The organism is Streptacidiphilus sp. EB103A (assembly GCF_041261405.1).
Lineage (GTDB): Bacteria > Actinomycetota > Actinomycetes > Streptomycetales > Streptomycetaceae > Streptacidiphilus.
Genome location: NZ_JBGCAQ010000014.1, coordinates 1 through 13000 on the forward strand (window position 1 = coordinate 1; position 13000 = coordinate 13000).

General features: G+C 70.2%; 12 protein-coding genes. 2 read left to right on the forward strand and 10 right to left on the reverse strand.

Annotated elements, in window-relative coordinates:
* Nucleotides 1-1578: 1578 nt before the first annotated feature.
* From ABH941_RS22880 to ABH941_RS22910, 7 genes are all read right to left on the reverse strand, one after another.
* Nucleotides 1579-2040: an NUDIX hydrolase gene (locus ABH941_RS22880; protein WP_370131293.1), complete on the reverse strand. Its 462-nt coding sequence runs from the start codon at nucleotides 2038-2040 to the stop codon at nucleotides 1579-1581.
* Nucleotides 2041-2061: 21 nt separating this feature from the next.
* A complete protein-coding gene (locus ABH941_RS22885; protein ID WP_370131294.1) occupies nucleotides 2062-2541 on the reverse strand; it encodes a carbamoyltransferase C-terminal domain-containing protein in 480 nt (159 codons plus the stop codon).
* Nucleotides 2448-3680 (reverse strand): carbamoyltransferase N-terminal domain-containing protein, encoded by a 1233-nt coding sequence (locus ABH941_RS22890; RefSeq protein WP_370131295.1) that lies wholly within the window; start codon nucleotides 3678-3680, stop codon nucleotides 2448-2450. The genes ABH941_RS22885 and ABH941_RS22890 overlap by 94 nt, the downstream gene beginning before the upstream one ends.
* Nucleotides 3680-4546 carry a hypothetical protein gene (locus tag ABH941_RS22895; RefSeq protein ID WP_370131296.1) on the reverse strand — a complete coding sequence of 289 codons (867 nt, stop codon included), beginning with the start codon at nucleotides 4544-4546 and terminating at the stop codon, nucleotides 3680-3682. The genes ABH941_RS22890 and ABH941_RS22895 overlap by 1 nt, the downstream gene beginning before the upstream one ends.
* A gap of 1 nt (nucleotide 4547) precedes the next feature.
* A complete protein-coding gene (locus tag ABH941_RS22900) occupies nucleotides 4548-5579 on the reverse strand; it encodes a Gfo/Idh/MocA family protein (RefSeq protein ID WP_370131297.1) in 1032 nt (343 codons plus the stop codon).
* A complete protein-coding gene (locus tag ABH941_RS22905; protein WP_370131298.1) occupies nucleotides 5576-6217 on the reverse strand; it encodes a sugar phosphate isomerase/epimerase family protein in 642 nt (213 codons plus the stop codon). Before ABH941_RS22905 ends, ABH941_RS22900 begins: the two co-directional genes overlap by 4 nt.
* A gap of 258 nt (nucleotides 6218-6475) precedes the next feature.
* Nucleotides 6476-7720 carry a methionine adenosyltransferase gene (locus ABH941_RS22910; RefSeq protein ID WP_370131299.1) on the reverse strand — a complete coding sequence of 415 codons (1245 nt, stop codon included), beginning with the start codon at nucleotides 7718-7720 and terminating at the stop codon, nucleotides 6476-6478.
* Between the two features lie 114 nt (nucleotides 7721-7834).
* Here ABH941_RS22910 and ABH941_RS22915 point away from each other — a divergent pair, with 114 nt between their 5' ends.
* On the forward strand, nucleotides 7835-9190 hold the full coding sequence (locus ABH941_RS22915; RefSeq protein ID WP_370131300.1) for a transcriptional regulator: 1356 nt from the start codon (nucleotides 7835-7837) through the stop codon (nucleotides 9188-9190).
* 12 nt (nucleotides 9191-9202) lie between these two features.
* On the opposite strand, the gene ABH941_RS22920 is transcribed toward ABH941_RS22915, so the two are convergent.
* A complete protein-coding gene (locus ABH941_RS22920) occupies nucleotides 9203-9376 on the reverse strand; it encodes a hypothetical protein (RefSeq protein ID WP_370131301.1) in 174 nt (57 codons plus the stop codon).
* 368 nt (nucleotides 9377-9744) lie between these two features.
* Complete coding sequence (locus ABH941_RS22925; RefSeq protein WP_370131302.1) at nucleotides 9745-10107, reverse strand: hypothetical protein; 363 nt, start codon at nucleotides 10105-10107, stop codon at nucleotides 9745-9747.
* A gap of 427 nt (nucleotides 10108-10534) precedes the next feature.
* Here ABH941_RS22925 and ABH941_RS22930 point away from each other — a divergent pair, with 427 nt between their 5' ends.
* A complete protein-coding gene (locus ABH941_RS22930; RefSeq protein WP_370131303.1) occupies nucleotides 10535-10993 on the forward strand; it encodes a hypothetical protein in 459 nt (152 codons plus the stop codon).
* A gap of 113 nt (nucleotides 10994-11106) precedes the next feature.
* Here the strand turns inward: ABH941_RS22930 and ABH941_RS22935 are convergent, their stop codons facing one another.
* Nucleotides 11107-12150, reverse strand: coding sequence for a serine hydrolase domain-containing protein (locus ABH941_RS22935; RefSeq protein WP_370131304.1), 1044 nt, complete (start codon nucleotides 12148-12150; stop codon nucleotides 11107-11109).
* Nucleotides 12151-13000: the final 850 nt, after the last annotated feature.

The following is a 13000-nucleotide window of genomic DNA, read 5'->3' on the forward strand; positions in this document are numbered from 1 at the left end:
CAGGCGCGGCCGCCATGGCGTCGACCACAGCCCTCGCCCAGCGCGGCAGGGCCCGCACCCCGCTCCAACTCGCCCCGCAGCCCCGGGAGCAGCACAGCACCGCAGCCAGCCCGCAAGGCACCGCAGGCCCAGGACGCAACGGCGACGGGCACCGCCCAGGCCTGCTCCCGCGCACTGTCGTGCCAGGCCAGCCAGAGGACACCACCTCGACAAGAGCAACGCAACCAAGCAGGCTGACCCCGCGCACCGACACGACCAGGACCAGATTCCGGAAACCAAGCCCCTCCGCGCTCCCGGCCCCGGCCGCGGCCGCCGGTACGCGTACCGGTCCGACCACCGGAACCACCATCGGCACATCGGCCCGCCCACCGGTCCGACCATCAGAACCACCATCGGCATACCGGCCCATCCACCGGTCCGACCATCAGAACCACCATCGGCATACCGGCCCGTCAACGGCCCCCGGGCCGCGTGTCGACGACGGCGTTCCGGCGGGCCCGGCGGCACGATGCCGCCACGGCGACCTACGCCCGCTGCACCGACGGCTGCACCCCGGGAGACGCACGCACCGCCTCCCGGACCCTGTACAGCAACTGCTTCAACCAACCCCGCCAACGCTGTCGCACAGCCCCGGCACCCGAACCCCCAGACCCCCGCACTCAACACCCGCCCCGGCCCTCCGACCACGAGCCGATGGAACGCGGCCACCACGAACCCAAAACCCGCGACCCGGAACACACCACCCACCACGACCACACCAACGCCCCGCCACACCCGACCCGACACCCCGCCACCAGCCCCACCAGCCACCACCCGGGAGCAGCCGGGAGCAGCCGGCCACCGGCGAGGAACGGCCGCGCGACCCGGGCGACCGGGCCCGCCCCACCCGAGCAACGAACAGCGGCACGGCAGCGCCCGCCACCACCAGCACCCGACCCCCGGACGCCCGACCACACGAACCACCCCCGCCACCGCGACCACCACCCCGGCCCGCATGGCAGCGCGCTAGGACAACGCGCTGTACCAGCACGCTGCACCAGCACGCTGGCCTGGCCGCCGCACCCGAACACCGAACAACACCACACCCCAGCCACGCCACCACCAGCACCCGACCACCACCACCAGGCCCCACCGGCCAGAAAACCCCCACCCACGCGCAACCACAACGCGCTACTACAACGCGCTATGACAGCGCGCTGTCCTGCCACACCGGCACAGCGAACAGCACCCGCGCGACCCGGGCGGCCGGGCCCGCGGCAAGCCCACCCGCGCCGCCCGGCCCGCCCGGACACACGAACCTGCGCTCCGCGCTCTTCTCCGGCGGCGTGAAAGATCCCAACACCGCCCCGCACCGAAGACGACACTCAGCACCACCAAGAACCGCACAGCAACCACGGCGACCAGAACCAACCCCGCACCGCGGACCCGACACCCGACGCCCGAACCACGACCACCACCGCGATCCGGGCAGGAGTACGCGCAGCATCATCGCGCCATGGCAGCGCGCTAGGACAACGCGCTGTACCAGCACGCCGCCACACCCCAACCCGCCACCTCCAAGCCGCGCACACGGAGCGTTCAACCAAGGACGGTTGGCTTCTCCGGCGTGCCGTGCTTAAGGAGATCAGCGATCAGGTCGGCAAGGCCGAGGGGATATATCGTCTCGCCGGTGTCGCGGAGTTCTTCGAGCGTCCACCAGCGGCTGCTTCGGATGTTGTCGGTCTGGTTCGCGCGGGCCGGGTCAAGGTCAGACACCTCGACGCGGGCGAGGAAGTATTTTTCGACCTGGCGGACCTGGCGGCCGCCCACGGGATGGACCTGACGGCGTTCAGCGACCTGAGCGACCAGGGTGACATCCGTAGCTCCGAGTTCTTCGCCGAGTTCCCGCAGGACGGCCGTGGGGTAGTCCTCGCCGGGTTCCAAGCTGCCGCCGGGGGTGGCCCAGAAGCCGCCGTTCTCGTCGTAGGCCAGCAGCAGGACGCGCTGGTGGGAATCGAGAACGACGGCTCGGGCCGCCTCGCGGAGGGGCAGAGTGCTCATGGGTTCAGTCTGGCAGGCACGTCACTCCCGCTCGACCAGATAGTCCCCGATGCACACGGCGTCCAGGTCGCAGGCCTGGAACGTGGCAAGGGCGTGAGCGGGGGTTTCCACGATGGGTTCCCGGTCGTTGAAACTCGTGTTGAGTACGACGGGGGTTCCGGTGATCTGGTGGAAGTACTCGATTAGGGATGCGAAGGCGGGGGCCGTGCTTGGATCGACGGTCTGGACACGGGCGGTCCGGTCGACGTGGACGACACCCGCGAGTTTGTCCGTCCGGCCCGCTCTGACCGGTGGCGCGAGCAGCATGAAGGGGCTGGGCACGTCGAGCTCGAACCAGTCGCGTGCGTGGTCAGCGAGGACGGCCGGCGCGAAGGGCCGGAACGGTTCGCGGTGCTTGATGCGTTGGTTCAGCGCGGCAGAACTGGACGTCGTGCGAGGGTCGGCAAGGATGCTGCGACCGCCAAGCGCGCGGGAACGAGTTCGCTGCCGCCCTGGAACCAACCGATGATCCGTCCGTCCGCGATCATCTGCGCAGCCGCGGCGGCGATGTCGCTCTCCCGTCGCCATCGGTACGGCGTCCGGCGGCGCTCGACCAGTCCGGAGCGCGGGTCACGGGTGAGGGCCTGCTCGATCTCCCCGTCCGAGTAGGTGCGGCCGAAGTAGTCGTGAGCGAGCGGGCGGCGGGGAATTTCGCCGGTCATCCGGTGCCATGCGTAGAGGGCACAGCCGAGTGCCTGGCCCCGGTCGGAGGACGCTGGCGGTGCGAAGTATCCGCTGACCGAGTCCTGGCGGCGGAGTTTGTCGGCGGCGACGCAGTTGAGGGCGACGCCTCCGGCGAAGCACAGGTTTCTCAGACCGGTGGCGGCGATGGTCTGTTCGGCCAGGGCGCCCAGGGCCTGTTCCGTCTGAGTTTGGACGTACGCCGCGGCGTCAGTGCCACGTGGATCGCCGCCCCGACTGTCGGGCGGCCCGAAGTCGGCACCGGTTCGTTCCGCGAGTTCGGCGACGCCTGCGGCGTGGGTACGGGTGAGGCGCCCGCGGACGGTAGCGCCATCGGCGTCGAACAAGGGAGTCCGGTGGGCGCCGGGGTCGCCGTAGGAGGCGAGGGCCATCGTCTTCCCGGCTTCCTGCTCGTGCCAGCCCAGCCAGTTCGTGAACGCCTCGTACGTGGCGCCGATGCCGCCCGCGCGGGGCCGCTCGGGTGGGTTCCCGCCGAGTCGTTGGATGCCGTCCCGGGTGGCTGCGTAGTACGTCTCGGTATCGTGGTTGTTGCCGCCGCCGTCGACCACCAGGACGGTCGCCTCGTCGTACGGGCTGAGGCAGTAAGCGGTGTACGCGTGGCTGAGGTGGTGGTCGACGGCGACGATCCGGGCCGGGTCGACGCCGAGGTGGGTCAGGCCGGTCTCGCCGGCGGCGGGCGGATGGTGACCGATGCCGCTGACCGTGATCAGGTCGACGTCCTGAAGCCGCACCTGGGCGGCACGCAGGCAGTACAGGAGTGCAGCCTGCCAACCGGGGCTGTAGCGGGTGCGGTTGAGACGTTCCTCGCTGATCGCGACCATCGTGGTGTCGGTGATGAGAGCTGCGCCGCCGTCGTGGCCCAAGTTGATGCCGACGACGACGGGGGCGTGGGCGGTCATCAGACGGCCCCGCGTACGGGTTCGGCCAGCAGGTCCCAGAGGCCGGTGTGGCCCGCCGGGTCGCGGTACAGGGCTCCAAGCTGGCAGAGCTGGACTGTGCCGCCGCGGTGGTCGAGCGGTTCGGTGAAGGGGTGGCCGAAGGACTCCAGTCCGCCCAGTGCGTCGTAGACGCCCCGGAATCGGGCGTCCAGTTCCGGCCGTACGTCCGGAGTGAGGGCAGTAGTGAGCTTCGCGGCGGTGTCGGTGAGACCAGCGTCCGCCAGGAGGCCGCTGACCTGGGCGAGGACGGTGTCCGGCGTGGCCCCGTCGGTCTTGATGATCAGCGGTGGGGTGGGGCACAGGGTCGGGGCGATGTCGGTGTAGAAGGTGTGCAGCCGCTCTAGCAGCCCTTCATCGAACCACTGCTTCCAGCGGGGCCGCTCGGCCACGTTCCCCCGGCGATTCAGGCTCTCACCGGGGCTGACCAGGAGGATCGCCGTCAGGACCGGCGAGGGCAGGGCGGGGGCGATGTGGCGGGCGTAGAAGTCCCGGGCCGTGCGGTACGGGAGGCTGTCGTCCGCGCGGGTCGTCCAGCAGTAGGCCAGGGCGCCGAGGTGGTTGCGGTCGGAGATCAACAGCCGGGTAGCGGGGTCGGTGGCGAGCTGGGCGGCGGCGCGGGCCTTGTCCAGTTCGTGCCGTAGGAACCACAGGCTGTGTCCGGCGGTGGAGGGGTGCACAGGGGCCCGAAGGCCGGTGCTCAGCCGTGCGTTGGGCTCGGTGAACCACAGGCACTCGTCACCCAGGACGGGCACCATCCGCGCGAGCAAGGAGGTCTTGCCGGCTCCGGGAGGCCCGTCGAGTACGAGGACAGGGGCGTCGGTGGGCATTTCAGTCCTTCCGCGGGTGCGGGCCGGGGCGGCAGATGGCGGCTAGGGCGAGCGCCAGGTCTTCCACCCGTACCGCGAGGGCGGCGCTGGTGGGCAGATCGGCCGGGTACTGCCCGGACAGCCGGTCGCTGACGGCCTGCCACATGGCGGCGAACGGGTCGGTGAAGCCGTTCTGCTCGCCAGTGGTGGTGGTGAGGCGCGTCGCGGAGGACGACTCGTAGGGGCGGGCGAAGTCGACCGTGGCTGCCTCGGACGGTCCGCTGACGTGGATCTGTTCCAGGAAGCGGCCCGGCGGGGTCGCGCTGATGACCAGCGTGAAGGTCTCGGCGGCCGGACCGTGCAGTACGGCGTGGAGAGACTGGCCGTCGGCGTCCAGGGTGCACACGGCTGGCGACACGCCGGGGACCGCCAGAACTAGCGCGGTCAGCAGGTGGTAGCCCTGCCACAGGAGGATCTGGAGTGCAGCGACCTGGTTCGGGTCACCAAGCTGCTCGGGTGCGGTCTGGGGCGGGTCGTCCGCGAAGGTGTACGGGTTGAAACCTGGCGGCAGCAGAAGCCGCCGGGCGGCCTCGTCCACGCCGTCGGCCTTGATGAGCCAGCCGCCGGACGGGTCGGGGACCGCCGCGAGGGCGGCGTGCAGGGCCGGGTCGTGGGCGCGCATCGCCCCGACCTCCAGCAGCAGCCCCGCCTCCTTCGCGCGGGCGGCCAGTTTGCGGGTGCCGACGACGTCCAGTCCGACCGGCTTCTCGGTGAAGACGTGCACGTTCGCGTCCAACGCTGCCTCGATCAGGTCCTCGTGGACGCCGGTGAGGATCACCAGCATGTCCACACCGTCGAGCAGGTCCCTCGTGATCCCCGCGACGCGGGGTACGGCGAAGCGAGCGGCGGCGGCGCGGGCCCGCACCGGGTCGCGGTCGGCCAGTGCCGTCACCTCGAAGGCGGGGTGGGAAGTGAGCAGAGGGAGGTGGAGACCGAAGGCGGCGGCGCCGCATCCGGAGACGGCCAGCCTCCACGGCCGGGTCTGCGGGCTCATCGGGATGTCTCCTCGGGGGTCCAGCAGCCGGTGGCCGCGTGGTAGGAACGGGCGGCGATCTCGTCCTCGGGCAGGGCCCTCAGAACGGGGTTGAACAGCTCCACCGAGGCGGTCCCGGTGTAGCTGACCTGGGTGAGCGCGTCGGCGAAGGCGGACCAGTTGAGGGCGCCGTCGCCGGGGAACAGCCGCAGACCATCCGTCCAGCCGTGCGGGGTGCCGACGTGGGGGATGTCCGCGACTTGCAGGTGGCCGACTCCGCCTGTGCCGAGACCCGTGATGTGACCGGGGTCGGCTCCGGCGACCGCCCAGTGGAAGGAGTCCACCAGCACCGCGGCGTTTTCCGTGCCGCTCTCGTGCAGCAACTCGGCGACGGCGGGCAGGGTGGCGGCCACCGGTTGGGGACCGTCGAGTTCGGGAGGCAGTCCGTCCACGACGCTGACCGCCTCCACCGCGAGGCGCACGCCGTAGTCGGCGGCGGTGTCCGCGAGTCGGGCGATCCGCTGGCGCGCGAGGGCCAGCGCTTCGACCTGGTCGAGCGGGGAGAGGGGGTTGAGGACGGTCGTGGCGACGGGGCAGCCGAGTTCGGCGAACGTCTTCAGCCGCTGGCGCAGGGTCAACAGGTGCTCGTCGTACGCCACGGCGTCGATCAGCAGCGGGGCGGGCAGTACGGGGCCCGGCGGGCAGGATGCCGCTAGCGGCGGCCACTATCAACCCGTGCTCGGCCAGCAAGTCGCGTACTCGGGCGGCGCCCACGGCTTGGGCCTGCTGAATAGACAGCTCGACCGCCTCGAACCCGGCGGCCGACGCCAGGGCGAGGAAGTCTGGCAGGTCGACACCGGACAGGGTCGCGGGATTCAGGCACGGCCGGAACGTGGCAGCAGTCTCGCGACGGGCGATCATGCGGTGGCCAGCTTCCCAGCCAGCAGCCGCTCCCGCAGGCCCTCCAGATCCTCCATCACGGCGGTAATGACCCGGCGGGCGTCGGCGGCCAGGATCGGGGTCGGGCCGGAGGTCTGGACGACGGCCTGCCACGGGTCGGCCAGGTCCCGGCCTGCCTGTGAGACGAGTGCGACCGCGCACTCCAGCCCGGTTTCCTCGTGTAGCCGGCGGGCAGCCTCTGTAGCGGCCAGGTTGTAGAGCTTGCCAACGTGGTAGACCGGGTTCTTACCCGAGACGCCTTCGGCCGACCAGGGGCGAAGCATTGAGATCAGCCCGTTGGAGCGGTTGCCCCGGCCGACCACTCCCTCGTCGCCGGACTCGATGGATGAGCCGGTGGCGGTCAGGTAGAGCTCGGGCCGCTGGTCCTGGTCGCGGGTGTTCACGAAGACCTCAACGTCCACGGTCGGAGCGATCCGAGCGGCCGTCTCGATGATCAGCTCCCGGGCCCGGGCCCGGCGGGCGATGTAGGTGTGCAGGTCCGGGGTGTGCCGGGCGATCTGCGGCACGCACGCCGTCAGCCGCACGCGGGTGCCGGTGCGCACGACCATAAGCTTGATGTCCGTGCCGAAGTACGGGTGCTCGGCACGGAAGCTCTCGCTGCTCAGGTGCGTCTCGATGCCAGTGGCGAGCTGTTCCCCGATGCCCAGCGGGGCATAGCCGACCCCGGCGGAGGTGTCGTTGGAGAAGAGGCGGTGCCGCTCGGCAAGGTCGTCCAGACTCCGCGGGGCGAACCAGCGCTGGCGGGACGCCTCCCGGTCGGCGCTCGCACCGGTGGTGACGCCCCCGGGACTCGACGCCTGGGTCAGCCGGGGCTTCACCTGTACCCACCGCTCGGTGTCCAGCAACGGCAGGGCGGCACCCAGGAACTGCCGCGCCGCCGTAGTGACGATGTCCTCGACGGGAATGCTCTGTTCGCCCAGCGCGGTCGTGATCCGCCCGTTGACCAGGACCTGAATCGGCGCGGTCATCTCGCCGTGTCCGAACGCGACGTCGGCGGCGCCGCCCAGCAGCGCGAGCTTGTCGGTGTTGTGGTGCAGGATGGCGCCGACGTGGTCCAGGCAGTACGCGCTGTACGCACGGGAGATCGCTTCTGCCATGCCGTCGGCGAGGGTGTCGGGGTGGCCGGAGCCCTTCCGCTCGATCACCTCGACGGCGTTCTCGGTGGCGGCGGGGTACAGTCCTACGGCCGTGATGACGTCCATCAGCAGGTCTCCTTGGTCTTCTGGGAGGGCAGTGTATTTCGAACCGGTGCCGCCGGGGTGAGCGACTGGCTACTCTCAGCAGCGCACCCCGGCCCCGGTGCGGAGGAGATCCCGATGGCCGCAACGCCGATACGCAACCCCCTGGCCGCGCTGCGCGCCGAACTCGACCTCAGCGGCGAGGAGTACCTAGATCGGCTCGATAACTCCCACCACGCGCTCGGCTACGGCCGGATGGCCAAGCGGCGGGAAAAGGTCTCCCGCTGGGAAACCGGCGTCCATGCCCCCGACGAGCCCACCCGCTACGCGATGGCACACCTCCACGGCATCCCTCCGGCCGCCGTCACCGAACTCGGCTGGCCCGGATTCCTCCTCCTGGCCTTCCCTCGTGACCGCCCGGTTCTCGACAGCCCCTGGTCCCCTGCGGGTACCGTTGCAGCAGTAGCTGCTGCCGCTCGGGGAGGGTCCATGGATCGACGGGGATTCCTGATCTCCAGCGGTGCGGCACTGTCCAGCATCGCGTCCCACTGGAGCAACGCGGTCACTGCCGCTCCACTGCCACTCGCGGCCCCCGGCCGCCGCCTCGACCCAGACCTTATGACCCGGCTCGAACGGCGCTTGGACGACCTGCGGCATCTGGACGACGTCCTCAGCGGCAGCGACCTGCTCCCGTCGGCCGTGGAGGAATACCGGCTCCTGAGCGGGTACGCCAGCAACACGACCTGCGACAGCACTATCAGCCGCCGAGTGTTCACCGCACTCGCCGAAGCCTCCCGTATGTGCGGCTGGTTGCACTTCGACGCCGACCAGCACGCACAGGCCCAGCGCTTCTACATCACGTCCCTGCGGGCGTCGGCCTCTGCCGGTGACGCTGAAGTCGGCGCCAACACCCTGAATTTCATGGCGATTCAGACCTACTCCAAGGGCAACCCGCAGGATGCCGTGAACCTCGTACGAACCGCCCAGTCCCGAGTGGCCGGGATGACCACACCCCGCGTCCGCGCGCTCCTCCACGCCCGTGCCGGCCGGGCCCTGTCCAAGACCGGCGACCTGAAGGGATGCGCCAGGGAGTTCAACGCCGCCCGTGACGCCTTCTCTCGGGGCACCCACGACGACGATCCGCCTTGGGCTTACTCGATCACCGAAGGCGAGATCGAGATGCTGGCGGGCTCCTCAGCTCTCGACCTGGGCGATCCGCGCCGTGCCCTGCACAGCTTTGCCGCCGCCCAGCAGGCCGAGTACAGCGCCGCCGGTCACGTACGCGACGGCCTCCTCTACCTCACCCGCACTGCCCGCGCTCATCTCGAACTCGGCGACGTCGATGCGGCCTGCGCCACGGCCGCCGAAGCGCTCCAGCAGAACAGCATCGTCAACTCCGTCCGCCCCTCCGACGCCCTAACTGACCTCCGCGACCAGATGGCACCGCATCGGGAGGTTCGAGCAGTACGTGAGTTTCTGAAGATGAGCGCCTGAACCGGTCAGCCGCTATCCCTCTCGGGTGACGATCAATTGGTGGCTGCCGGACACGTCGGCCCGGACGCTCGTGACGAAACCCCACCGCCGCAGCACACGGCCGATCGCGCCGGCCATCGCCGCGTCGGTCTCGTCCTGCAGTTGCACGTCGCGGTGCTCGTCGACCCGGCCTCCCGGATCGCACACATGATCTAGGCGGGTGCGCCGGGACTGGACGGTGTGGGAGCTGGAGGGGCTGGGCGCGCTGCAGAGGGCCCAGAAGCTGGCGGAGTTGGTGGGTATGCTCGCGGGACCAAGGCGGTGCCCGAGCTCGGAGACTTCTGCACGCAGTGCCCGCCGCGGCCCTCGGACGACGACGAGCCGATGGAGTGCGGCCACTTCGAGCGGGAGGTCTGCGATCTGGAGTGCACCGCCTTCTAGGGCCGAGGCCTCGTGACGCCCGACCCAGCACCGCAGCGACCCGTTGTCGTCCGAAGCCACCTCCGGACGGACGCGCAGAGTGATGGCTCGCGAGCTGAGGGCACCGGCGCCCTCGGCGGCCGAGCCTGCGGACCCTACATCCCTGTGGGGGCAGCGGCCCCCGTTTGGGGATGGAGAGGGCTCTGGGTGTGGCATCCGCAAGAGCAGCCCCAGACCATGCCCCGCTCGGTGAGTTCCAAGCGCATCTGGTGCGGGGCCTCGATGGCCGCCGCTTCCTCGACGGCGTTCAGGAACAGCCGTGCGACGCGTTGCGGGTCGAAGGCGGTGGGCGGGTGGGCATTGCTGCCGACGGCCACTGGGGTGACGTGCAGGGGGGCGGACTGGCCGGTGGCACGCAGGATGAGGAGCCCTTCGTCGGGGAGCCACTGAACCTGGTGAACGCGGTCTGCTCGGATCATCTCGTCGCCGGCGAGGATCCACACGGCCCTCTTGGACATGGCGCCTGCCTCTCGTACCGCCTGGTGGCCGTGACCTACTGTTCCAGGGCGACCCGCCACCTCCTGGATTCAGTGTTCCCGGAATCCGCCGGTGTCCGACGCAACGGCACCGGAACGTGTGAACTGTTCCCGAAGCTGCCCCGGGGGGAAGGAAATTGCTGTAGCAGTAAGCCCGTTGGTGATCATCGCCCCCGTTGCAATGACGACCGGCAGGTAGGTCAGTCTCGAAGGTGAGCAGCACCAGGCCCTCGTGGCGCCCGCCCACCCCGCGAGGGTGCCCTCTCCATGGACCGCCGCCCGGTCGGGCGGCCCGTGCCAGGCACCGCGGCGGACCGATTCTCCGGTCTCGCAAGCAGAACGTGTCGGATTCATCAGTTTGTGTGAAGGCTGGTGTGCCGAAGCCCGGGCTGTTGGGATCCTGTTCGACATGGGCACCGACCGCAGCCGTCCGGCTGGCACCAGGCAGGAACCACCCTTCGGCCTTGTCCTCTCCCGCGCCTACATCGAGCCGGCGGGCTGGCTGCTGAAACTGAGCCTGGAGCCACGCACTGCGGCTGCTGAGTCGGACGACCTGTCCGGACTCGGCTGGCCGATCTGGACGGACGCCCTGGAACGCGATCCGAGATGGGTCGTCTCCCTCGACTCCGGCACCCGCCGCCTGCAGCGGATCGTGCGCCTCAACGACGCGCAGTCCGCCGTCCAGAACGAGTTATTCGACCTGGGCGACGGCATCCCTCTGGACGACCGCCTCTGGTCGGCGGTCGAGGGGATGCGCCCGATCATCCTCTGTGGTCCCCTGCACGGCGAGCCCACCACCGAGGCCATGGAGGCCGCGAAAGCCTCCGGCGCGCTGCGCGGCATCGCCGCCCGCTGCCTGATCTCCTGAGGCCGTTCCCGGCTGTAGCAGAGAATCAAGCGATGAGCCCCACACGAGGAGGCGGCTTTCGCAGATGAGCATGCGCTGCTCGTCCAGGTCCGCACCCATACTCACAAGCGCAGTCAGCTGAAGGCGAGTTCGCAGAAGCTGTTGCGGATGCTGGTGAGCGGTTCGCGGTCGCGGGTGAAGTAGACCTTGTTGGTCAACAGGACCGCCCAGGTCCCCAGTTTGGGGGAGAGCAACATGCCGGTGCCGGTGAAGCCGTAGTGCACCCAGGTTCGTTCGGCAGGGTCGGCGCCAGGGGCCGGGTGCCAGAACAAACCGCGGACGGGCTCTATCGAGCCGGTGTGCACCCTCAGGGACTCCTCAATCCACTCGGGGCCGAAGCCGGGCCGGTGGGGCACCGTAGCAGGATCCAGGAGGTAGCGCAGGAAGACGGCAAGGTCGTCCAGGACGGAGAAGACGCCCGAGATGCCGCACACCCCGCCAAGGAGCCGGGCCGAAAAGTCGTGGACGGTGCCCTTCAGGTGAGTGCCGGTGCCCCGGTCGAGCTCGGTGGGGGCGCTTCGGGCCGCCAGGTCGGTGGGCAGGGGACCAAAGCGGGTGCCTGTCATGCCGAGCGGTCCCCATGCTCGGGTCTGCGCGATCTGGTCCAGGGCTTGGCCGCTGAGGTGTTCTGCGAGGTAGCCGAGGATGAGGGCGGCGCGGTCGGTGTACTCGACGGCCTGGCCGGGCGGCCGGTGCAGGGCCTCGTGGAGCACGCCGGTGCGGATAGTGGCTGGGTCGGTGCCGTAAAGGTGCTTCAGCTGGGCCCGCAGTGGCACTCCGGCGGTGTGGGTCAGCAGGTTGCGGGCGGTGACCCGGCTCAGAGGGTGCCCGTCCACCTCGGGCCACAGACCGCCGAGGGGTTCGTCCAGCGGCAGCAGGTCGTCAGTCCATAGCGCGCCGATGGCCGACCACACGGCGAGGATCTTGGTGAGGCTGGCTACGTCGAAGATGGTGTCGGGCCCCATCACCGCTTCGGGCCGGCGCGGGTCCAGGAGGCCGACGGCACCGCTGGCCAGGGTTCCGGCGGCGTTGCCGTGGGCCCAGACTGCGCCAGGGTATGCCCTGTCGCGGACCCCAGCGTCCAGCAGCTGGTGGATGCGGTCGGTGCTGGGTGTCATCGTCTCCCCGAATCTCGCGTACATGGGCCGCCCTGCCAGCCTAGTGACGCCACGGTGGCGGAGCGGGTTACGGCACGGGGCGGGGCGGTTCGCTGAACTGCTTGCCCAGAGCGTCAGCGCTGACCACAGCAGCGGGCCATGGGAGCAGCACGAGGTCGGGAGCCCCGCGGTGCGGGGCTAAGGCAGTGGACAGCGCCCATGGCCCCATTGCCAGCACGAACGAACCAGAAACCGGAAACCGCGTCGGAGTTCACGGGATTCGGTGAACGAGAAGCCTCGGCCGCCAGCGGAAACCGTGAACCAGAAATCGGAAACTGGGACACGAAAACCGTGAACCGGAAACCGTCGACGCTGGAAACCAGCAGGTGGGGAAACGTGCAGGAGAGTCAACCACGAGAACCGGACCACTGGGCCGGCCAACATCCCCCGCCACCGCGAACACGCTCACGACACCCCCGCATTACGGCCGACCGACATGGGCCAACCTCCGGAGCGCGGCGGTTTCCGGCAACGACAACGCCCACCACCGGTCTCCGGCGCGGGATGGCGCAACGGCGGGCTGTTCGGAAAGCCGCACGGGTGGCGCTGTCCCCACCGCGAGCACGCGGACCGGAAACCGCGAGACGCGACGACAACCACCAGACCTGCTCCCCCAGCCGCCGGAGACAGCCTCCCCTGCGCTGCCAGGCCCATCCGGCCAGGGGCACCGCAACCGCCGAGGAGCAGGCCGGACTCGGGCTCCCAACCGGCACCGAGAAGCAACCCCACGCCCGGACCAGGCCCCTGCCCTGCCCCAGGCCACCGGAGCCCCTGCCGCCCTGGCGGCCCGGCCACTCCCCCACCCGCCCGA